Consider the following 21,852-nt stretch of genomic DNA (forward strand, 5'->3'; position numbering starts at 1 on the left):
CATTTGGCGAGTTGAAAATCAGGGTGCCCAGAAAACCTCTACGGCCCTGGGCGCTGCCTCGAGCACGGCACGGATCGGCTTTTGCGGTCCCGGCGCCATGGCGTTCTCGAAGGCGCTGCGTTTTTCCTGGCCTTCTATATGGAGCGCGATGAAGCCGGCGGCGACGATACGCGCCAGCGACAGCGTCAGCCGCGGCTCGCCGGCGCTCGCCGCGTGGACCGGCAGAACGATCCTTGGCGAGGACGGGTCGAGCAATGTCGCCAGGTCGTCCGCGTCGGGAAAGAACGACGCGGTGTGGCCGTCGCCTCCCATGCCGAGCACGACGACGTCGAGCGGCCAGGGCAGCGACCGCAATGCCGCATCGTCGGACGCCGCGGCGGTCTCGATGCTTGTCGCCTCATGGTAGAGCGGCACGAAACGTGCCGCCGCGGCCTCGTTCTGCAGCAGGTTGGCGGCCACCAGTCCGGCATTCGAGCGCGGCGAGGAGGCCGGCACGAAACGCTCGTCGACCAGCGTCACCGTGACCTTATCCCAGGCGATCGGAATATGAGAGAGCGCGGCGAAGAACTTCGCCGGCGTCGTGCCGCCGGAGACGGCGAGCAACCCGGTGCCGCGCTCGGCGATCGCCTTGGTCAGGCGGCCCGCGACATGGCCGGCGAGTGCGGCCGCCAGCTCCGCGCGATCGGCAAAGCCGTTCCAGCTAAAGCCGGCGTCGCTCAATTGCTCTCGTGCCATGTCCGCCCGTCGCGTTCGATCAGCGCAATCGAGGCCGATGGCCCCCATGTGCCGGCCGTATAGCCCTGCGCCTCCTGCCTGGCGCTCTCCCAGGCGTTCTGAATCGGGTCGATCCATTTCCACGCGGCCTCGACCTCGTCGCGGCGCATGAACAGCGTCTGGTTGCCGCGCACGACATCCATGATCAGCCGCTCATAGGCGTCCGGCGCGCGTCCGTCGAAGGATTGCGCGAAGCTCATGTCGAGCGGAATCTGGCGCAGCCGCATGCCGCCCGGACCGGGATCCTTGATCATGATGAACTGCTTGACGCCTTCGTCGGGCTGCAGCCTGATGACCAGCTGGTTGGCGAAGATCGGCCCGGCGCTATCGCCGAAGATCGAGTGCGGGATCGGCTTGAACTCGATGACGATTTCCGAAACCCGGGTCGCCAGCCTTTTGCCGGTCCGCAGATAGAACGGAACGCCCGACCAGCGCCAGTTGCCGATCTCGGCCTTGATGGCGACGAAGGTCTCGGTGTTGCTGTCCTTGCCGAGTTCCTCGACATAGCCTTTCACCGGCCCGCCGGCCGAGGCACCGGCGCGATACTGGCCGCGCACCGTGTGCTTCGGTGCCTCGTTGCCATTGACGCGCTTCAGTGCCCTGAGCACCTTCAGCTTTTCGTCGCGGACCGCGTCGGCGTCCATCGACGACGGCGCTTCCATCGCGACGAGGCAGAGCAGCTGCAGCATGTGGTTCTGCACCATGTCGCGCAGCGCGCCAGCCTTGTCGTAATAGGTGACGCGGTCTTCCAGTCCGACCGTTTCGGCGACCGTGATCTGCACATGGTCGACATTGGCCGAGTTCCACAGCGGCTCGTAGAGCGCGTTGGCGAAACGCAGCGCCATCAAGTTCTGCACCGTCTCCTTGCCGAGATAGTGGTCGATGCGGAAGATCTGGCTTTCGTGGAAGTCGTCGCCGACCAAATCGTTGAGCGCCCGTGCCGAGGCGAGATCGCGCCCGATCGGCTTCTCCAGCACGATGCGCGAATTCGGCGTGATCAGATTGTGCTCTTTCAGCTTGTGCGAGATGTCGCCGAACAGTGCCGGCGCCACCGCCAGGTAGAAGGCGCGGATGCGGTCGCTGTCGCCGATCGCCTTCTTCAACTTGTCGAAGCCGGCGCCCGTGGTGGCGTCGGCCGAGACATAGGAGAGCCGCGCCAGAAAGGTTTTCAGCTCCTTGGCGTCGATATCGGCTGGTTTCACATGATCCGAAATCGCCTGCTTGGCGAAGGCCTGGAATTCCTCGTCGGTCATCTTCGAGCGCGAGGTGCCGATGATCCGCGTCGGTTCGGAAAACTGGTGGTCGCGCTGGCGATGGTAGAGCGAGGGAAGCAGCTTGCGTTCCGACAGGTCGCCGGTGCCGCCGAAAATGATAAAGTCGAAAGGATCGACGGGAATGATCTGGCTGGTCATGGTCTGTCCGCTTTGACGCCGGTCGCATTGACGGGGCTGATATAATCTAATCGATTTAAATTTTCCAGTGCCATGGTGTCACATCTAAGTGCTGGAGTGTGCCCCTTGACACTGGCACAAGCCGGAGGTCTGTCGACGGACGACGGTTCCGGGAAGCCTTCGCACCTGCAACATAGAGCGGGATTGTGACGAAAGCCAAAGAAGAAATTGGCGTTTGCCGCACATCTTTCGAGGGTTGTGGCCGGCGCAATGGGTTGTCTTCATCATGAGTGAGAAAAGCATGCGCCTGGAAAACAAGGTCGCCATCATCACGGGTGCGGCGTCTGGCTTCGGCGAAGGCATGGCCAGGCGCTTTGCCGAGGAGGGCGCCAAAATCGTTGTCGCCGACCTCAATGCCAGGGGCGCGGAACGCGTCGCCGCCGAGATCGGCAAGGCCGCGATCTGGACCCAGACCGACGTTTCGCTGCGTTCCGAGTTCGATGAAATGGTCTATGCCGCAAAGAGTGCCTTCGGCCGCATCGACATCATGGTCAACAATGCCGGCTACACCCATCGCAACGGCGACATGCTCGATGTCAGCGAAGAGACTTTCGACCTGATCACCGCCGTCAACATGAAGGCGATCTACCACGCGGCGCTCGCCGTGGTGCCGATCATGGAGCGGCAGGGCGGCGGCGTCATCCTGACCACCGCCTCCACGGCCGGTCTCAGGCCCCGGCCCGGCCTCACCTGGTACAACGCCTCGAAAGGCTGGGCGATCACAGCGACCAAATCGATGGCGGTCGAACTGGCGCCGAAGAACATCCGCGTCAACTGCCTCTGTCCCGTCGCCGGCGAGACCGGCATGCTGGAGAAATTCATGGGCGCCGACACGCCCGAAATCCGCGAGAAGTTTCGCGCCTCGATCCCGCTCGGCCGTCTCTCGACGCCGCTCGATATCGCCAACGCTGCACTCTGGCTTGCCTCGGACGAGGCCGCCTTCATCACCGGCGTGGCGCTGGAGGTCGATGGCGGGCGCTGCATCTGAACCGCGACCGCCGGAAGACTGATCGCCCGCCGGCTGCTACCCGGCGCTCAAACGCCACTGCCGATCGTCAGGCGCCGGTCTTGATGTAGGTCTTGTAGATCCAGCCGCGTTTGCCGTTATAGACGATCTGGCACCATTTCTTGCAGCTTATGACTTGCACCGAAGTCTTGGCTGGCACGGTGAGCATCGCGGCCGCTTTCTGTTTCGGGCCGGCCCGCATCGTGACGGCCTTGAGGATGCGTCCGGTGGCAGCGCTCGCTTTTTGTGGTTCGGTCTTGGCCTGGCTGTCGTCGGCTTCGCTCGCGGCCGCCGCCGCAACCTGCGGCTTTGGCGTGGGAATTGCGGCGGTCTGCGCGCCGTCCATGTCTTCGGTCGCCGCGTCCTTTGATGCGGCGACATCGGACAGCGCAGTCGTTGCGTCGCTTTTCGCTGCCGTCTCGGCGAAGGCCGCCACCGACGGTTTGGCGTTATCGTCCGCAGGCTGGCTTGCCGCCTGCTCGGAAGTGGCGGCTGCCGTGCTGGCGGAGGCCGCTTCCGGGTTCGCATCGGACCAGCGCGGATCATTGGCCGCCAGCGCCGGGATATTGGCTTCCTTGGCCGCCACCGCGGGTGAAACCGCGTCGGCCTTGCGCGCTGCCTGCGGTGCGGCCGCAGCCACCGTCGCGTTCGCGGTCGGGGGCGCAATCTTGGTTGTTTTCACCGGAACGGCAGGAACAGTCTGCGCGGGGCTCGCGATGGCTTGCCGGTCGTTGGCCGGCAATGCCAGCCATAACGCCACGCCTGCGACGCCAAGCAGCGCGGCAGTGCCGACCGCTGCAATCACCAGATGTGCGTTCGAGCGGACTCCCTGCCAGAAAGAGGGCCGCATCTCATAACCGAACTGCATGGCGAAGCGCCGCCGTTCCGGCGCACCGAAACTGAAGGGCTCGTTCACTCCACTACCTCCAACATACGGGCCGACGTTCTTTCGATCGGCGCCGGAAATGCGGCTTTCGATCGGCATCGGTCCCAAAACCTAAGCGGGCAAGCCCGCGGAAGTCCCCGTTTGATAGCCCAGAACCGCTACCTTTTGCCGGCGATTGTGGCATCAGTGCGCCCTAACCGGGAATTTTGCACACTTGTTAAGGATTCTGCAACGTGTCGCTGGGGCAAGCCAACAGCAGACTTAACAGTCTGATTCCGCGCGGAGATGCCTTTTCTAGATCCTGTCCCGCAGCGCAAACCAGTTGAGCGCCAGGAACAGCAGCGGCGTGCGAAAACGTCGACCGCCGGGGAAGGGCGGTATCTTCAGGTCCTCGATCAGCTTCAGCCGGTCGCGATTGCCGGCGATCGTCTCGGCATAGAGCTTGCCGAAGAAGTTGGACAGCATGACGCCGTGGCCGGAATAGCCGCCGGCCGAGATGACGTTCGGCATCACCTCGCGCACGAACGGTTTGCGCGGCACCGTGATGCCGACATAGCCGCCCCAGCCATGGGTGATCTCGACATCCTTCAACTCGGGATAGAGCTCCGATATCTGCCGGCGGATGTGGATATGGATGTCCTTCGGATCGTTGACGGCATAGATCTCGCGCCCGCCGAACAGCAGACGGCCGTCCCTGGTCTTGCGGAAATAGCGCACGACGAACCGGGAATCGTCGACGGCTTCGCCGCCCGGCAGCACTTTTGAGTCAGTCCCGAGCGGCACAGTAGCGCCGATGAAGGAGCCGATTGGCATGATGTGCGCGGCGCTCACTGGCTCGAGCGTGCCGCCATAGGCGTTGACGCCGATCAGGCATTTTTCGGCAGTGATCGTGCCTTTCGGTGTCGTGACCCTCACCTTGCCGCCACTGGAGCTGATGCCGGTCGACGGCGTTTGCTCGAACAGCTGGGCGCCCGCTTCCGCCGCCACCATTGCCGTGCCGATCACCAGCTTCAGCGGGTGGATATGCCCCGTGCCGGTGTCGCGCGTGCCGCCGAAATAGGCGGCCGAGCCCAGTCGCTCCGCCGTCTCACCGGCGTCCATGAACGTCATGTGCGGATAGTTGAAGCGGTTCGCCATGATCTCGGCATGCGCCTTGTAGTCGTCGACGTAACGCTGCTTGTGCGCCACCGACATCTGGCCGGGCATGTAGTCGATTTCGATGTTGTTGACGGCAGCGAATTCAAGGAGGTGCGCCTTGGCCTCTTCGGCAAGGTCGAACAGCGCCTTGGCGCGGGCAAAGCCGTATTCCGCCTCCAGTTCCTCGGCCCAGGCGCGCTGGCCGGTACCAAGCTGGCCGCCATTGCGGCCCGACGCGCCGTCGCCGAAACGATGCGCCTCGATCAGCACGACATTGGCCCCCGCCTTGGCCAGATGCGCCGCCGCCGACAGCCCGGTGAAGCCGCCGCCGACAATCACGACGTCGCATGTCCGGTCGCCATCGAGCGCCGGGTACTCGGGCCTTGGTCCGGCCGTGTCCTCATACCAGGACCGCCCGGGCGAAATCGGAGATTGATAATTCATGATCGGTCAGACGTTGAGCAGCAGATACTCCCGCTCCCACGGGCTGATCACTTCCATGAAGGTCTCGAATTCCGCCCGCTTGATCGCCGCATACGTTGCGGTGAACGACTTGCCGAGGAGCGCACCGAGCTCCTCGTCCGCCTCGAACAGGTCGACGGCCTCGAGCAGGCTGCGCGGCAGGTCGATCTCGGCCGCGTTCGCGGTGGTCAGCACCGGCGGCTCGGCCTTGACCTTGTTGATCATGCCGATCAGCCCGCAGGCGAGCGACGCAGCGAGCGCCAGGTAGGGATTGGCGTCGGACGAGGGGATGCGATTTTCGACGCGCCGCGCCGCCGGGTCCGAGCGCGGCACGCGGAAGGCCGTGGTGCGATTGTCGTAGCCCCATTTGTTGTTGACCGGCGCCGAGGCCGCCTGCGTCAGCCGGCGGTAGGAATTCACATAGGGCGCGAACATCACCAGCGCGTTCGGCACATGCTTCTGCATGCCGCCGATGAAGTGGAAGAAATCGTCCGTTTCCGAACCGTCCTCGGCCGAAAACACATTCCTGCCGGTCTTCTTGTCGATGATCGACTGGTGGATATGCATAGCCGAGCCGGGCTGGCCCTGGATCGGTTTGGCCATGAAGGTGGCATAGATCTCGTGCTTTAGCGCCGCCTCGCGGATGGTGCGCTTGAACATGAACACCTGGTCGGCGAGCTCGATCGGATCGCCGTGGCGCAAATTGATCTCGAGCTGGCCGGCGCCCTCCTCGTGGATCAGCGTGTCGATCTCCAGGCCTTGGCCTTCGGAGAAATGGTAGATGTCGTCGATCAACTCGTCGAACTCGTTGACGCCGGCGATCGAATAGCCGGCGCCGCCGCCGATCGGCCGCCCCGAACGCCCGACCGGCGGCGTCAGCGGATAGTCCGGATCGGGATTCTTGCGCACCAGGTAGAATTCGATCTCGGGCGCCACCACCGGCTTCAGGCCGCGCTTGTCATAGGCCGCGAGCACGCGCTTCAGCACATTGCGCGGCGTGAATTCGACCGAGCGGCCGTCCTGATGGACGAGGTCGCAGATCACCGCGGCCGTCGGATCCTCTTCCCAAGGCACCACGGTCAGTGTCGAAAGGTCGGGCATCAGCTTGAGGTCGCCGTCGTCCTCCGGATAGTGGAAGCCGTTGCCGTCCTCCGGGTAACCGCCGGAAATCGTCGTCATGAACACCGCCGAAGGCAGCGCCAGCGAGGTGTTGGAGGTGAACTTCTTCGACGGCATCATCTTGCCGCGGGCGACGCCGGCCTGGTCCGGGGTGATGCATTCGATGTCTTCGATGCCGCGCCATTCCAGCCAGGCGCTGACTTCCTTCCAGTTCTTGACGCCACGTTGGTTTTTCACAAAGGCAGGCGTACGGACACGTCCTCCGCGGCTCGACGGACGGACTTCCTTTTTCGCAGGCGGCATCATTCACCAGATTGGGTTGCGGATTGCCGAGTATAGCCGTGGCCGGCGATGGAAGGGAAGGGGAGCCGGTTGCCGTACGCCCCGCCAGTTGAAAATCGCTGCAGGCAGCTTAGGTTTTGGCCACCCGCAGACTCGGGCGGTCCGAGGTGAAAGGTGTCGAATGCAAGACAGGCCAAAACTGACGACAATCGGCTTCGATGCCGACGACACGCTGTGGCAGAACGAGCAGTTCTTCCGCATGACCGAGAAGCGCTTCGCCGGGCTGCTCTCCGATCATGGCGAGCCGGAACACATTTCGGCAAGATTGCTGGAGGCCGAAAGGCGCAACCTTGGCGTCTACGGTTTCGGCATCAAGGGGTTCACCCTGTCGATGATCGAGACGGCGATCGAAATCACCGAGGGTCGCGTGCCGGCGCCCGTCATCGCTGAAATCCTCGCCGCCGGCCGTGAGATGCTGAGCCACCCGATCGAGCCGCTTCCCCATGCGCGCGAGACGGTGGAGAGGCTCGCCGGCGCCTATCGCCTAGTGCTGATCACCAAGGGCGATCTCTTCGACCAGGAGCGCAAGCTGGCGCAATCGGGCCTGGGCGATCTGTTCGACGCCGTCGAGATCGTCAGCGACAAGAGCGCCGCCACCTACACCAGGATCTTCGGCCGTCATGGCGACGGGCCCGAGAAGAGCATGATGGTTGGCAACTCGCTCAAGTCCGATGTGGTGCCGGCCATCGAGGCCGGCAGCTGGGGCATCCACGTGCCGCATGAATTGACCTGGGTGCTCGAACATGTCGAGCCGCCGTCGGCCGCGCCGCGCTTTCGCCAGATCGCCGATCTCGGCGAACTGCCCGCTCTGGTGGAGAGCATCACGACACCAGGCTGATGACATCGCGGCCATTGAACCGGCCGCCGAAAATTCAAGCCGTCAGCTACGGCACAATCCGATCAACCGGTCGATCACCGGTTGTAGCCTTTCGGGTGTGATCGGCTTGGCGACCACGACATCGATCACGCTCGACAGGCCGAGGCTCTCGGGCGTGCCATTCCTGGTTGAAAGCAGGATCACCGAGGGTAGTGCCCTGCCCGAGATCCGCCGCAGCGCGTCGATGCCGGCCAGCAGCGTGTCGCAGTCCTTGTTGTCGGCTCCGCCGTCCAGCACGATCGCGCCGGGGATGAGGGAACGCAGCGCCTTTGCCGCCGTCTCGGGCGACTCCGAGATCGGCTTGAGCCCGGATTTCTCGACGATTTTCGAAACCACGACCCGGTTGATCGGTGATTTCCCAACGACGAGCACCTGTGAGAAGTCCGTTACCATCTCGATGCTCGCGCCGCGTTCCGACAGATCGAGGTGTTTTACAGTCCTGGTCTCGCGATTCAAAGGGGACATGGGCGGGCGGGCACTCATCTCTGTTTCAATGCAGGGTTGAAACCTGCGGCACAAATGGCGTGAGATCAATGCCGGTGTCAAGCTGAAATGGCAGGCGTCTACAATATTGCAAGAAAAGCTAAAATTTAGTGCAAGTTCTATTCCTGGCAGTAGTGCTGGAACGAAAGTCGCCCGCGCGTAACCGCGCGGGCGAGACTGCGTTCGACCAAGCACGCCCGCGAAGCGAGCGCGCTGTGGAATCTGGTCAGCCGTGGCTCTGCTGGGTGACGATCACCGGGATCAACAGGTCGCCCCAATTGCCGTCGCCGCCATGGTGCCGTGCCGAGCGCACGAGCTCGACCGAGACGCCGGCTTCGACCGCCTTCATCACCGACTGATTGAGCCTGTGCAAATCATTGGCCAGCATGCGGATGGTCGCCTGCTGGTCGACGCTCATCGTGGTCGACTGTTCTTCAGCTCGTTCCTTGACGCGGCTTATTGATGCCATTGGTCTTCTCCTTGTTCCTTGCCCTCTCGGGCGCTTCCTCTGGTTGTTTTGCCTTGTTATTCCGCTGCCGGCTTGAACTGGGCGTGCTCGGTCGATTCATGCATGGCCGTGGTCGACGACTGGCCACCGGTGATCGCCATCGACACGGCGTCGAAATAGCCGGTGCCGACCTCGCGCTGGTGCTTGGTCGCGGTGTAGCCATGGACCTCCGCCGCGAACTCGGCCTCCTGCAATTCCGAATAGGCCGCCATCTGCCGCGCCTTGTAGCCGCGAGCCAGTTCGAACATGCCGAAATTGAGCTGGTGGAAACCGGCCAGCGTGATGAACTGGAACTTGTAGCCCATGGCGCCGAGTTCCCGCTGGAACTTGGCGATGGTCGCGTCGTCGAGGTTCTTCTTCCAGTTGAACGACGGCGAGCAATTATAGGCGAGCAGCTTGCCTGGGTGATGCTTGCGCACGCCCTCGGCGAACTTCTTGGCCTGGGCCAGGTCGGGCTTCGAGGTCTCGCACCAGATCAGGTCCGCGTAGGGCGCGTAGGCGATGGCCCGCGCAATGCAGGGCTCGATGCCGTTCCTGACGTGATAGAAGCCTTCCACCGTGCGGCCGGCATCATGGTCGACGAAGGGCTGGTCGCGCTCGTCGATGTCCGAGGTCAAAAGCTTTGCCGCTTCGGCATCGGTGCGCGCGACGACCAGCGTCGGCGTGCCCATGACGTCGGCTGCCAGGCGTGCCGCGTTGAGGTTGCGGATATGCGCCGCGGTCGGGATCAGAACCTTGCCGCCGAGATGGCCGCACTTCTTTTCCGATGCCAACTGGTCCTCATAGTGGACGCCGGCAGCACCCGCCTCGATGAAGGCCTTCATGATCTCGAAGGCGTTGAGCGGTCCGCCGAAACCGGCTTCCGCGTCGGCGACAATCGGTGCGAACCAGGTGTCGACCGAAAGCCCCTTGCCTTCCGAGGTCTCGATCTGGTCGGCGCGCTGCAAGGTGCGGTTGATGCGCTTGACGAGTTCGGGTGCGGCATTGGCCGGATAGAGCGACTGGTCCGGATACATCGCCGACGCGGTGTTGGCGTCGGCCGCCACCTGCCATCCCGACAGATAGATCGCCTTCAGCCCGGCGCGCACCTGCTGCATGGCCTGGTTGCCCGACATGGCACCGAGTGCGTTGACGAAGTCCTCCTCGTGGATGAGCTTCCACAGCCGGTTGGCGCCCATTTCGGCAAGGCTCTGGCGGATCTGGACCGAACCGCGCAACCGCTTCACATCCTCCGGCGAATAGGGCCGTTCGATGCCGTCGAAGCGGCCTTCGGGCGCGGATGGGACGAGATTGTAAAAATCGGTCATTGGTCACTCCAAATCGTCAGATGCTGGTTTCGAAACGTCGCGTCATGAAGGTTATAGCGCCGTCTGTGTGTGACATCATTTACATTGCAGCGCGAAACATGCGAGGGAAACCGCCGTCATGAGCGAAAAATAAGAGAAAACCTGTGTTGTGTTTGACTGACGGTCGCTGTAAATTTGTCATGATTGTAAAAGTGAGATGCGCCGCCTATCGCGCTGTGTTTGTGTAAATTCTGTCAAGGACAGTCGATGGCTGACCAGAAAATCTTCGCCGGGCCGCGCATCCGCCGCATCCGCAACGCCAAGGGCCTGACCCAGACGGCGATGGCAGAAGGGCTTGGCATCTCGCCGTCCTATCTCAACCTCATCGAGCGCAACCAGCGGCCGCTGACGGTCCAGCTGATCCTCAGGCTGGCATCCGTCTACAAGGTCGATCCGCATGAATTGCAGGGCGAGGCGAGGGGATCGATATCGGCCTTGAAGGAAGTGTTCGGCGATCCGCTGCTTTCAGGCGAACTGCCCGGCGACCAGGAATTGATCGAGCTGGCCGAGGCCGCCCCCAACGCCTCGGCCGCGATGATCAAGCTTTTCCGCGCCTATCGCGAGCAGGCCGAGCGGCTTTCCGATCTCAGCGAACTTCTGGCGCGCGAAGGCCGGTCCACCGCGCTTTCCGGCGCCCGTCTTCCGGTCGACGAAGTGCACGAGATTTTCGAGCGCCGGCCGAACCACTTTTCCGCGCTCGAGGAGGAGGCCGAGGCCTTCACTGCGTTGCTCGATCCGGGCGACGACCTGTTCGGCGCGCTGAAGGCCTGGCTGAGGCGCGAATACGGCATCGTGGTCAAGGTGCTGCCGGTCGCCACCATGCCGAACTGGCGGCGCCGCTACGATCGCCATTCGCAGCGCCTGTTCCTGTCCGAGCGGCTGTCGCCATTCGACCAGTTGCGCGAGGTGGCGATGGAGGCTTGCCTGATCCGCATGACGGTCGCGGTCGCCGGCGAGATCCAGTCGCTGAAGCTGACCACCGACGAGGCCCGAAGGCTCGCTCGTTTCGAACTCGGCCGCTATGCTGCCCACGCCTTGATGATGCCCTATCAGGCCTTCCATTCGGCGGCGGTGCGCGCCCGCTACGACGTCGACGTTTTGCGCTCGCGCTTCGGTGTGTCCTTCGAACAGGCGGCGAACCGGCTGACCATGCTGCAGCGGCCGGGTGCGCAGGGCGTCCCGTTCTTCATGCTCGAGGTCGACAACGCCGGTAACCGCTTCCGCAAGGCGGGCAGCCAGGGCTTTCCGCAGAGCCGTTTCGGCGGCGGCTGCCCAAAGCTTCCCGTCCACGCCGCCTTCACGCTGCCGGGCCAGATCCTTGTCGAGGCGGTGGAGATGCCCGATGGCGCCGAATTCCTCTGCATCGCCCGCACGCTGGAAGGTCCGCAAGGCTCGTTCTCGGAACGCCCGCGACGCACCGCCCTGCTCCTGGCCTGCGACATCGGCTTTCGCGACGAGATCGTCTATGGCGCGGCCCTTCCGGGGCCGGCCGCAAGCGGCAAGGCCGGACAGGGCCATGCCCCGGCCACGCCGGTCGGCCCTGCCTGCCGGCTCTGCGAACGCATCGGCTGCCTGGCCCGCGCCGAGCCGCCGGTGACACGCCCGCTCGGCCTCGACGAGATGGTGACCGGATTGAGCGCTTTCGATTTTCAGTGAGGCGGTTCGCGACGGCATTTCCGTTGTCATAACCGCCGCCATTCGGTGGACCTCGCCCGACCTTCGTCTTTGGCCTACGCAAATGAAGCACGTTTCTGTCGTCCATCGCGCATCGTGCCGCCCTGAAAATTGCCGACAGTCGCAACCATGACCGATACCGCATCGCCAAGTGCCTCTTCGCCGGTCGCCTCGCCACGCGAGGAACGTATCGGCATGATTCTGGTGTTCCTGTCGGCGCTGATGTGGAGTTTTGGCGGCACCATCGCCCGGTTCATCGACATCACCGACAACTGGACGATTGTATTCTGGCGTTCGGCCTGGGCCGCGGCCTTTCTCATCGCATTCATGGCCTGGCGCGACGGCTGGCGCGGTATGCTGAAATTGTTTCGCGACATGGGCCTGCCTGGCTTGGCCGTGGCCTTCTGCTTCGCCATCGCATCGACCTCGTTCATCGTCGCGTTGGCCCACACCACAGTCGCCAACATCCTGTTGATGCAGGCCGGCGTGCCGCTGCTGGCTGCGCTGCTTGCCTGGCTGCTGTTTCGCGAGCGGGTGACCAGGGCGACCTGGCTGGCAATCGCCGCCGTCATTGCCGGCGTCGCCATCATGGTGTCGGAATCGCTTGGCGGCACCGTGTCTCCCATCGGCGACGGTCTGGCGCTGCTCATCGCCTGCGTGTTCTCGATCGCTACCGTCATCACCCGGCGCTTCGCCTATGTGCGCATGACGCCGGCGACCTGCCTTGGCACGATCCTGGCCGGCGCCTTCGCTGCGTCTCAGGCATCGGCATTCGCCGTTTCCAGCCACGACATGGGTCTTCTGTTTGTCTTTGGCGTCATCAATCTCGGCGTCGGCCTTGTCTTCTTCGCCACCGGCGCCCGACTTGTTCCGGCAGCGATCGCCGCCCTGCTCGGCACCTTCGAGCCGATCCTTGGTCCGATCTGGGTCTGGCTTGTCCATTCCGAGGTGCCGTCGGCGCGCACCATCATCGGCGGCACGGTCGTCGTCACGGCGCTGCTCGTTCATATCGGACTCGAGTTCAAGCGTCAGGCGCGACCCGAGCGGCCGGGCGTCACTGGCCTGCCCTCGCCTAATTGATGCGGCATCGATGCGGCGCGCGCGTTTGCCATTGACAATGGTGTTGCGGCGCGGGCACGTTGCGGCCACGGCAACAACAAGACAGGCGTATCTTGCCAAGTGTCTCCGCCGGTCCGATCGGGACCGGACAACATCATCGTCTCCCTGCCCGCGCCGTGGCGAAAGCTTCTGACGGCGGCCAAACGCCCTCAAGATCCTGGCATGGGTACGCGAGCTCTCCATCCGATCGGACATCGAGCCAGGCCTGCTGCGCCAACTCTGGCTTGCCGCTCTCCGGCAAGCCCAACAATCTGAAACAAAAGCCCGGCCGCGCGGACGTCGCGACGGACCTGCGATGGAACACTCACCAAAGGAGAATAGCATGATCCGCAAAGCGCTCTGGCTTTCGGCGACTTCGGCATTTTTGACACTTTTCACCATAGGCGCTCATGGCCAGGACCGCGTCGTCAACGTCTTCAACTGGTCCGACTATATCGACAGCTCGATCATCGACGACTTCACCAAGGAGACCGGCATCAAGGTTGTCTACGACACCTTCGATTCCAACGAGATCCTCGAAACCAAGCTCCTGGCCGGCGGCAGCGGCTATGACGTCGTCGTGCCGAGCGGCAATTTCCTCGCCCGCCAGATCCAGGCTGGCGTGTTCCAGAAGCTCGACAAGTCGAAGCTGCCGAACATCTCTAACATGTGGGACACCGTTCTGGAACGGACCGCCAAATACGACCCCGGCAACGAATATTCGATCAACTACATGTGGGGCACCGTCGGCATCGGCTACAACATCAAGAAGGTGCAAGCCGCGCTCGGCACCGACAAGATCGACAGCTGGGACGCGTTCTTCAACCCGGAAAGCCTGGCCAAGCTGAAGGATTGCGGCGTCTATGTGCTGGACTCGCCGGCCGACATCATCCCGGCGGCGCTGAAATATCTCGGCCTCGATCCGAACAGCACCTCGCCCGACGACATTGCCAAGGCCGAGGAGACACTGCTGAAGATCCGGCCCTACATCAGAAAATTCCATTCGTCCGAATACATCAACGCGCTCGCCAACGGCGACATTTGCCTGGCGGTCGGCTGGTCGGGCGACGTCTTCCAGGCCCGCAACCGCGCCGTCGAGGCCAAGCAAGGCGTCGAGATCGGCTATGCCGTGCCGAAGGAGGGCGCCCAGATGTGGTTCGACCAGATGGCGATACCGGCCGATGCGCCGCATGTCGCCGAGGCGCTCGAATTCCTCAACTACATGATGAAGCCCGAAGTGATCGCCAAATCGTCGAACTATGTGCTGTACGCCAACGGCAACAAGGCCTCGCAGCAGTTCATCGACAAGGCGGTGCTCGAAGATCCGGCGATCTATCCGGATGCGGCGACCTTGGAGAAGCTCTATACCGTCCAGCCTTACGATCCAAAGACCCAGCGCCTCATCACGCGCACCTGGACCAAGATCGTCACCGGTCAGTAGGCGATCAGACACGACCCCGGCAGCCAGCTGCCGGGGTCAAATCTTTTTCGGGGAAAGCAGCAGACGGAGTGGGGATATGAAATCGCTTGGCAGCATCCGCAGGGATTTCGCGCCATGGAATGATCCGAACGCCAAGCCGTATATCCAGTTTGACAATGTCACCAAGAAGTTCGGCGACTTCACCGCCGTCAACAATCTGTCGCTGACCATCTTCGAGCGCGAGTTCTTCGCGCTGCTCGGCGCGTCGGGCTGCGGAAAGTCGACGCTGCTCAGGATGCTTGCCGGTTTCGAGGAGCCGACCGCCGGCCGCATCCTGCTCGACGGCCAGGATCTGCGCGGCATCCCGCCCTACCGCCGGCCGGTCAACATGATGTTCCAGTCCTATGCGCTGTTCCCGCACATGACGGTCGAGAACAACATCGCCTTCGGCCTCAAGCAGGACGGCATGCCGAAGCCCGAGATCGCCGCGCGCGTCGCCGAGATGCTGAAGCTGGTCAAGCTCGAGCAGTTCGCCAAGCGCAAGCCGCACCAATTGTCGGGCGGCCAGCGCCAGCGCGTGGCGCTCGCCCGCTCGGTCGCCAAGCGACCCAAGGTGCTGCTGCTCGACGAGCCGCTCGGTGCGCTGGACAAGAAGCTGCGCGAGGAAACGCAGTTCGAGCTGATGGACCTGCAGCAGAAGCTTGGTCTGACCTTCGTCGTCGTCACCCACGACCAGGAAGAGGCGATGACCATGGCCGATCGCATCGCCATCCTCGACAAGGGCGAGGTGATGCAGGTGGCGACGCCGCCTGAAGTCTACGAGGCGCCTGCCTCGCGCTTTGTCGCCCACTTCGTCGGCAACGTGAACATGTTCGAAGGCAAGGTTGCCGAGCGGACGGCGCAGACGACGCGTATCGCGGGTGCCACCGGAGCCCAGATCGTCGTCGAGAACGCCGGCGATGCCGCGGCCGGCGCCGACATCGTCTTCGCCATCAGGCCGGAGAAGATCAGGATTTCGTCGAGGAAGCCCGCCGACGCGGTCAATGCGCTCGAAGGCGAAGTCTACGACATCGCCTATCTCGGCGACATGACCGTCTATCACGTCAGGCTGGACGACGGACAGATGGTGCGGGCGAGCACGATGAATGCGGCGCGCGTCACCGATGATCCGTTGAGCTGGAACGACCGCGCCTGGGTTTCTTTCCGGTCAGATGCCGGCGTCGTGCTTACACGGTAGGGGGCGATCATGTCGAACGCCACCGCCGCCGCAGCAACGTCCCCATCGGCAGATGCCGCCCAGTCCCCACTGGCCAGGCTGGGAGCGGCCTTCGTCGGCCGTCTGGTCATCATCATCCCCTATCTCTGGCTGCTGTTCTTCTTTCTCATCCCCTTCATCATCGTCTTCAAGATATCGCTGTCGCAGACTGCGATCGCGATGCCGCCCTACACGCCCGTGCTCGATTTCAACGGCGGCATTTCCGGCTTTCTTGATCAGCTCAAGCAGCTCAGCATCGACAACTACACCTGGCTGACCGAGGACGCGCTCTACTTCAACGCCTATGTGACCAGCGTCATCATCGCCGCGATCTCGACGCTGCTGACCCTGCTCGTCGGCTATCCGATCGCCTACGGCATGTCGCGCGCCCCGGCAACGATCCGCCCGACACTGCTGATGCTGGTGATCCTGCCCTTCTGGACCTCGTTCCTGATCCGCGTCTACGCCTGGATCGGCATCCTCAAGCCCGAGGGGCTGCTCAATCAGCTGCTGCTTGCCACCGGCGTCATCAGCCAGCCGCTGATCATCCTCAACACCTACACGGCGATCTTCATCGGCATCGTTTATTCCTATCTGCCGTTCATGGTGCTGCCGCTTTATTCGTCGCTGGAGAAGATGGATTACTCTCTGATCGAGGCGGCCAAGGATCTCGGTTGCCCGCCGACCAGCGCCTTCTGGAAGATCACCTTTCCGCTGTCGCTGCCCGGCGTCATCGCCGGCTGCCTTCTGGTGTTCATCCCGGCCGTCGGAGAGTTCGTCATCCCCGACCTGCTTGGCGGCTCGCAGACGCTGATGATCGGCAAGACGCTGTGGAACGAGTTCTTCGCCAACCGCGACTGGCCGGTGTCGTCGGCCGTCGCCGTCATCCTGCTGTTGCTGCTGATCGTGCCGATCATGCTCTTCCAGCAGGCCCAGGCGCGCGCCCAGGAGCAAGGCAAATGAACGCCACCTGGAGCCGCTTCAACATCACCTCGATCGTGCTGGGCTTTGCCTTTCTTTACCTGCCGATCGTCCTGCTCATCGTCTTCTCGTTCAACGAGTCGAAACTGGTTACCGTCTGGGGCGGCTTCTCGACCAAATGGTACGTCTCGCTGTTCCACAATCAGGGCCTGATGGACGCCGCCTGGGTAACGGCCCGCGTCGGCGTCATCTCGGCCACGGTGGCCACCGTGCTCGGCACTTTGGCGGCGCTCACCTTGACCCGCTACACGCGCTTCAGAGGCCGGGTGCTGTTTTCCGGCATGGTCTTTGCCCCGCTGGTCATGCCGGAGGTCATCACCGGCCTGTCGCTGCTGCTGCTCTTCGTCGCTGTCGGCCTCGACCGAGGCTTTTTCACCGTAACCCTTGCCCACATCACCCTGACCATGTGCTTTGTCGCCGTCGTCGTGCAGTCGCGCCTCATCAGCTTCGACCGTTCGCTGGAAGAAGCCGCGATGGATCTTGGCGCAACCCCGGTGAAGACCTTCTTCCAGATCACGCTGCCGGTCATCATGCCGGCCATCGTCTCGGGCTGGATGCTGGCCTTCACACTGTCGCTCGACGACCTGGTCATCGCCAGCTTCACCTCGGGCCCTGGCGCCACAACCTTGCCGATGAAGATCTACAGCCAGGTTCGCCTCGGCGTGACGCCGGAAATCAACGCCGCCTGCACCATTCTGATCGCCGTCGTCGCCATCGGCGTCATCATCGCCTCGCTCGCCAACAAGCGGCGCGAAGTGCAGCGCCAGCTCGATGAGCGGGCGGCGCAGCGCGGCTGATCGTTAAGGCAGGCAGCCGCAAGTGCTGGCTGCCTGACGGGAGAAGGGGCTGTCTATTCGCCCGAAATGCCGCGGCTGATCGGCGAGATGAACGGCGTGCTCCAGGTGCCGCCGACGAAGAAGGACGACTGGTTGGGTCCTTGCTGCCCATCCGGCTGCTTGGCGGCCGGCTCCGGCTGGATGACGCCGCCCGACAGCGCCAGCCCCCGTCCGGCATAGGAGGCGATGCCGGAAAGCCAGATCTTGGACTTCGCCGAATTGGCCTCGGCCTTGTCCAGCCGCGCCACGCCCTTCGAGATGCTGGCCTTGATCTCGGCGCCGTCGATCGGCAGCGTCCCGTTGGAGACGTCGTCGAGCGCGAAGAACCCGCCCTGTTCGGTGCGCTTGAGGAAGGCCGGCAGGTTGAGCCCGGTGAGCGCGCCCGGCCCGAACGTCGCCGTGACCGAGCCGTCGGCGTTTTCGAAGATCGAATCCCAGGATTTGCCCGGCCCTTTCAGGATGACCGAGACGGTTGCGGTTCCGACCGGCACCAGCCGCGTCATGCCGGCCGCGGTGGCGAAGGCGCCGCCGTCGACGTCGGATGCCAGAAGCCGGATCTCGACCTGCGTGCCTTCGGGTTTGCGGTCGAAACGCAGGCTGCTCTGGATGTTGCCGCCGAACGCCGAGGCATCCGAAATGTCGAAGACGGCAAGCCCGTTCTTGACCTGCGCCGTGGCGGCGACGTCGGCAAGCTGGACGGGTCCGGCCGTGGCGTGAGCCGCCGACAGCCTGAGGTCGAGATTGACCTTGTCGGCGAAGCTGGTGTCGATCTCGCCGGGGCCGGACTCTCCGGTTGGCGCCAGCGGGGTGAAAGCGGACAGAAACGACCGGAGGTCGAGCGTGTCGAAGGCGAGTGTGCCGGAGATGACCGGCAGGGCCTCGCCGAAGGAGAAGTCCAGCGCCCCCATGCCCGGATTGTTGTCGAGCGCCACCGTGGTGTTTTCGAATTTCACCCGGCCGGCCGACGCCGTCACCTTGCTCGCCACCGAGACCGAGCCAATCGCTGCACTTGGCGCGATGCCGGCCTGCGACCACTCGAGCACGCGCCGCAGCGAGGGTGCTGCAAACTTCGCCTGGCCATCGAAATAGCCGTTCTCCGACATCGAGGCCATGCCGTCGAAGGAAAAGGTGGCCGGTGCGGCCTTGAAGGACAGCGTGATCGGCGCGGCGCCGCCGGCAAACAGCACCAGCGGGTTTGGCGACGCGAAATCGACGGCTACGCTTTCGCCGCGCCAGATGCCGGTCGCCGTCATCGTCGCATTGCTGTTCATCGCCGCCCAGTTCGCCTGGCCGGTGAGGCTGCTCAGGATCTCGGTCTCCTTGCCGCCGACCAGGGCCACCATGCGGCCGTCCCTGAATTCCACCGTGCCGAACGGATCGGCCGGCAGCTTGCTGAGATCGGGCTTGGCCGGATCGGCACTGACTACACCGCGCGCCGTGTCGATCGAGCGCGTGATGCGACCGCCGGTCGGAATGGCCGGCAGGTAGAAACCGTTTGTCGCACGCTGGACCCTGATCGTCGGCCGCACCAGCCGCGCGGTGGAAAACACCACGTCGCCGCGCAATGCCGCCATGGCGGAGAGGTCGACCTCGACGCGCTCGGCTTCGATCACCGGCGGGGCGTCGGTCTCGGTCCACTGCGAAAGCGTCACGTCGCTCAGGATGGCCCGGAATTTCGGCCAGACCTCGATGCGCGGCGAGCCCTGGATGGTGACCCTGAAGCCGCTCCAGGCGCTCATCTCCCAGGCGATGCGGTCTCGCACGATGCGGGTCGAGGCAAACAGCGGCAGGGCGGCGACGACCAGCGCGATCACGAGCACGGCAACGCCGATCGCCCATATTCCGCGCCGGATCAAAGATGATCGCATATCGCCCCGGTTGCTTCCATTGCCGACAAATCGCCCGACGGGTGTAACCCAGCGCTGACGCATTTCAAGTCTTTATGGCCCGGCGATGGCATTTGCGCACACCAACAGCCATGGACATCTGCTTTGCCGGCGATTTTCCCGATGCGTCATCGCTTGTCGGAACAAAATCTTGCCCTGCTGCAATGCAATATGCATAAGCGGTGCAGCCCGTGGAGGAACGATCATGGCTGCCGACGCACCACTCTGGACCCCGACGCAAGACCAGATCGACGCTGCGCCGATGACGACCTTCATGAAGGCGGCGGCGGCGAAAACCGGTCTCTCCTTCGCCGCCTACGCAGAACTGCACCGCTGGTCGATCGACGATCGCGAAGCGTTCTGGGGCCTGGTCTGGGATTCTTGCGGGCTCGTCGGCGACAAGGGCGATCGCGCATTGGTCGATGGCGAAAAAATGCCGGGGGCAGCCTTCTTCCCCGACGCGACGCTGAATTTCGCCGAGAACCTTTTGAAGAAAACCGGATCCGGCGAGGCGATCGTCTTTCGCGGCGAGGACAAGGTCGAGCGGCGGCTGTCCTGGAACGAACTCAATGCGCTGACTTCGCGCCTGCAGCAGCTTTTCCTGTCGCTGAAGGTGAAGAAGGGCGACCGCATCGCCGCCATGATGCCCAACATGCCGGAGACCGTCGCCGCCATGCTGGCGGCGGCCTCGATCGGCGCCGTCTGGTCGTCCTGCTCTCCCGATTTCGGCGAGCAGGGCGTGCTCGACCGTTTCGGCCAGATCGAGCCCGTCGTGTTCATCGCGCCCGACGGCTATTGGTACAATGGCAAGGCGATCGAGGTCGCCGACAAGATCGCGGCGGTGTCGGCAAAGCTGCCTTCCGTCCGCAAGGTCCTGATCGTCGACTATCTCGGCACCTCGGCGGATGTGGCAGTGACCATCGACAGGGCGGATGCCCTCGAGGAGGCGTTGTCTCCCTTTGCCGCCGAGCCGGTCAGTTTCGAGAGGCTGCCGTTCGCGCACCCGCTCTGCATCCTGTTTTCCTCAGGCACGACCGGCATCCCCAAATGCATCGTCCATTCGGCCGGCGGCACGCTGATCCAGCATGTCAAGGAACAGCGCCTGCATGCCGGCCTGCTCGACGGCGACCGCTTCTTCTACTTCACTACCTGCGGCTGGATGATGTGGAACTGGCTGGTCTCCGGCTTGGCCTCCGGCGCGACGCTGCTGCTCTATGACGGCTCGCCCTTCTATCCCGACGGCAACGCGCTGTTCGATTTCGCCGATGCCGAGAAGATGACCTATTTCGGCACCTCGGCGAAATTCATCGATTCCGTGCGCAAGGCCGGCCTCGAGCCGATCCGCAGCCACGATCTTTCCACGGTGCGCACCATCTCTTCGACCGGTTCGCCGCTGTCGCCGGAGGATTTCCGCTTCGTCTATGACGGCATCAAGAAGGACGTGCATCTGGCCTCGATCTCCGGCGGCACCGACATCGTCTCCTGCTTCGTGCTCGGCGTGCCGACTGAGCCGGTATGGATCGGCGAGATCCAGGGACCCGGCCTCGGCCTTGCCGTCGACGTCTGGGACGACGACGGCAGGCCGGTCCGGCAGGAGAAGGGCGAACTGGTCTGCACGAAAGCCTTTCCGGCAATGCCGATCGGCTTCTGGAACGACCCCGAAGGCAAGAAGTACAAGGCCGCCTATTTCGAGCGCTTCGACAATGTCTGGTGCCACGGCGACTTCGCCGAATGGACCGCCCATGGCGGCCTGATCATCCATGGCCGCTCCGACGCGACGCTCAACCCGGGCGGTGTGCGCATCGGCACGGCGGAGATCTACAACCAGGTCGAACAGATGCCGGAGATCCTCGAGGCGCTGTGCATCGGGCAGGATTTCGACAATGACGTGCGCGTCGTGCTGTTCGTGCGGCTGGCCGCCGGCGTGGTGCTGGACGCCGATCTGGAAAAACGCATTCGTGCCAAAATCCGCACCGGGGCGAGCCCCCGCCATGTGCCGGCAAAGATCGTCGCCGTCACCGATATTCCGCGCACCAAATCGGGCAAGATCACCGAACTTGCGGTGCGTGACGTCGTGCATGGCCGCGCCATCAAGAACAAGGAGGCGCTCGCCAATCCCGAGGCGCTGGAGTTGTTCAAAAATCTGCCGCAGCTTGCCGACTGATGCATGCCGCCCAAAAGTGTGTAGCGGTTTTGGGAGAACGGCATGCATCAACGATGGTTAACGAATTATCTCGGTCGAATTTACCTAGATTTCATGAGTGGTACACATTCGTAAATTTTCCGGCCGGCCGGTAAGGATTTGTTAAGG

Annotated in this window: 18 protein-coding genes; 9 read left to right on the forward strand and 9 right to left on the reverse strand. The window is 63.5% G+C overall.

Features of this window, described 5'->3' with window-relative positions; translation table 11 throughout:
- Positions 1 to 18: 18 nt before the first annotated feature.
- Positions 19 to 735 (reverse strand): 6-phosphogluconolactonase, encoded by a 717-nt coding sequence (gene pgl, locus A6B35_RS09120; protein WP_040582922.1) that lies wholly within the window; start codon positions 733 to 735, stop codon positions 19 to 21.
- Positions 717 to 2,186, reverse strand: a complete 1,470-nt coding sequence (zwf, locus tag A6B35_RS09125) for a glucose-6-phosphate dehydrogenase (RefSeq protein ID WP_006202754.1) — start codon at positions 2,184 to 2,186, stop codon at positions 717 to 719. The genes pgl and zwf overlap by 19 nt, the downstream gene beginning before the upstream one ends.
- Before the next feature lie 280 nt (positions 2,187 to 2,466).
- Between zwf and A6B35_RS09130 the strand changes: the two genes are divergently transcribed.
- Complete coding sequence (locus A6B35_RS09130; protein WP_040582923.1) at positions 2,467 to 3,213, forward strand: SDR family oxidoreductase; 747 nt, start codon at positions 2,467 to 2,469, stop codon at positions 3,211 to 3,213.
- Positions 3,214 to 3,280: 67 nt separating this feature from the next.
- Here the strand turns inward: A6B35_RS09130 and A6B35_RS09135 are convergent, their stop codons facing one another.
- From A6B35_RS09135 to A6B35_RS09145, 3 genes are all read right to left on the reverse strand, one after another.
- Positions 3,281 to 3,973, reverse strand: a complete 693-nt coding sequence (locus A6B35_RS09135; RefSeq protein WP_244897078.1) for an SH3 domain-containing protein — start codon at positions 3,971 to 3,973, stop codon at positions 3,281 to 3,283.
- A 438-nt stretch (positions 3,974 to 4,411) separates the two neighbouring features.
- On the reverse strand, positions 4,412 to 5,698 hold the full coding sequence (locus tag A6B35_RS09140) for an NAD(P)/FAD-dependent oxidoreductase (protein ID WP_006202758.1): 1,287 nt from the start codon (positions 5,696 to 5,698) through the stop codon (positions 4,412 to 4,414).
- Positions 5,699 to 5,704: 6 nt separating this feature from the next.
- The gene (locus A6B35_RS09145) at positions 5,705 to 7,141 is read right to left on the reverse strand and encodes a glutamine synthetase family protein (RefSeq protein ID WP_006202759.1); all 1,437 of its coding nucleotides are present in this window, start codon (positions 7,139 to 7,141) and stop codon (positions 5,705 to 5,707) included.
- Between the two features lie 157 nt (positions 7,142 to 7,298).
- On the opposite strand from A6B35_RS09145, the gene A6B35_RS09150 reads away from it, so the two are divergent.
- Positions 7,299 to 8,015: an HAD family hydrolase gene (locus A6B35_RS09150; protein ID WP_006202760.1), complete on the forward strand. Its 717-nt coding sequence runs from the start codon at positions 7,299 to 7,301 to the stop codon at positions 8,013 to 8,015.
- A 42-nt stretch (positions 8,016 to 8,057) separates the two neighbouring features.
- Here A6B35_RS09150 and A6B35_RS09155 read toward each other — a convergent pair whose 3' ends face one another.
- The 3 genes from A6B35_RS09155 to aceA all read right to left on the reverse strand — a co-directional run bounded on the left by A6B35_RS09155 (position 8,058) and on the right by aceA (position 10,352).
- Positions 8,058 to 8,519: a DNA-binding transcriptional response regulator gene (locus A6B35_RS09155; protein ID WP_006202761.1), complete on the reverse strand. Its 462-nt coding sequence runs from the start codon at positions 8,517 to 8,519 to the stop codon at positions 8,058 to 8,060.
- A 244-nt stretch (positions 8,520 to 8,763) separates the two neighbouring features.
- Entirely contained in the window at positions 8,764 to 9,006 is a 243-nt protein-coding gene (locus A6B35_RS09160) for an SMc00767 family acetate metabolism repressor (RefSeq protein ID WP_006202762.1), read from the reverse strand.
- 56 nt (positions 9,007 to 9,062) lie between these two features.
- Positions 9,063 to 10,352, reverse strand: a complete 1,290-nt coding sequence (gene aceA, locus A6B35_RS09165) for an isocitrate lyase (protein ID WP_006202763.1) — start codon at positions 10,350 to 10,352, stop codon at positions 9,063 to 9,065.
- Between the two features lie 246 nt (positions 10,353 to 10,598).
- On the opposite strand from aceA, the gene A6B35_RS09170 reads away from it, so the two are divergent.
- The 6 genes from A6B35_RS09170 to A6B35_RS09195 all read left to right on the forward strand — a co-directional run bounded on the left by A6B35_RS09170 (position 10,599) and on the right by A6B35_RS09195 (position 17,616).
- Complete coding sequence (locus A6B35_RS09170; RefSeq protein WP_006202764.1) at positions 10,599 to 12,047, forward strand: helix-turn-helix domain-containing protein; 1,449 nt, start codon at positions 10,599 to 10,601, stop codon at positions 12,045 to 12,047.
- A 147-nt stretch (positions 12,048 to 12,194) separates the two neighbouring features.
- Positions 12,195 to 13,145, forward strand: coding sequence for a DMT family transporter (locus A6B35_RS09175; protein ID WP_040582927.1), 951 nt, complete (start codon positions 12,195 to 12,197; stop codon positions 13,143 to 13,145).
- 361 nt (positions 13,146 to 13,506) lie between these two features.
- Positions 13,507 to 14,604 (forward strand): polyamine ABC transporter substrate-binding protein, encoded by a 1,098-nt coding sequence (locus A6B35_RS09180; RefSeq protein ID WP_006202767.1) that lies wholly within the window; start codon positions 13,507 to 13,509, stop codon positions 14,602 to 14,604.
- Between the two features lie 76 nt (positions 14,605 to 14,680).
- Positions 14,681 to 15,820 (forward strand): ABC transporter ATP-binding protein, encoded by a 1,140-nt coding sequence (locus tag A6B35_RS09185; RefSeq protein ID WP_006202768.1) that lies wholly within the window; start codon positions 14,681 to 14,683, stop codon positions 15,818 to 15,820.
- A 9-nt stretch (positions 15,821 to 15,829) separates the two neighbouring features.
- Complete coding sequence (locus A6B35_RS09190; protein WP_065518173.1) at positions 15,830 to 16,801, forward strand: ABC transporter permease subunit; 972 nt, start codon at positions 15,830 to 15,832, stop codon at positions 16,799 to 16,801.
- Positions 16,798 to 17,616 (forward strand): ABC transporter permease, encoded by an 819-nt coding sequence (locus tag A6B35_RS09195; RefSeq protein WP_006206211.1) that lies wholly within the window; start codon positions 16,798 to 16,800, stop codon positions 17,614 to 17,616. The genes A6B35_RS09190 and A6B35_RS09195 overlap by 4 nt, the downstream gene beginning before the upstream one ends.
- A 53-nt stretch (positions 17,617 to 17,669) precedes the next feature.
- Here A6B35_RS09195 and A6B35_RS09200 read toward each other — a convergent pair whose 3' ends face one another.
- Positions 17,670 to 19,523 carry an AsmA family protein gene (locus A6B35_RS09200; RefSeq protein ID WP_040584157.1) on the reverse strand — a complete coding sequence of 618 codons (1,854 nt, stop codon included), beginning with the start codon at positions 19,521 to 19,523 and terminating at the stop codon, positions 17,670 to 17,672.
- A 223-nt stretch (positions 19,524 to 19,746) separates the two neighbouring features.
- Between A6B35_RS09200 and A6B35_RS09205 the strand changes: the two genes are divergently transcribed.
- On the forward strand, positions 19,747 to 21,705 hold the full coding sequence (locus A6B35_RS09205) for an acetoacetate--CoA ligase (RefSeq protein WP_006206213.1): 1,959 nt from the start codon (positions 19,747 to 19,749) through the stop codon (positions 21,703 to 21,705).
- The last annotated feature ends 147 nt before the right edge of the window (positions 21,706 to 21,852 follow it).

The organism is Mesorhizobium amorphae CCNWGS0123 (assembly GCF_001686985.1).
Taxonomy (GTDB): Bacteria; Pseudomonadota; Alphaproteobacteria; order Rhizobiales; family Rhizobiaceae; genus Mesorhizobium; species Mesorhizobium amorphae.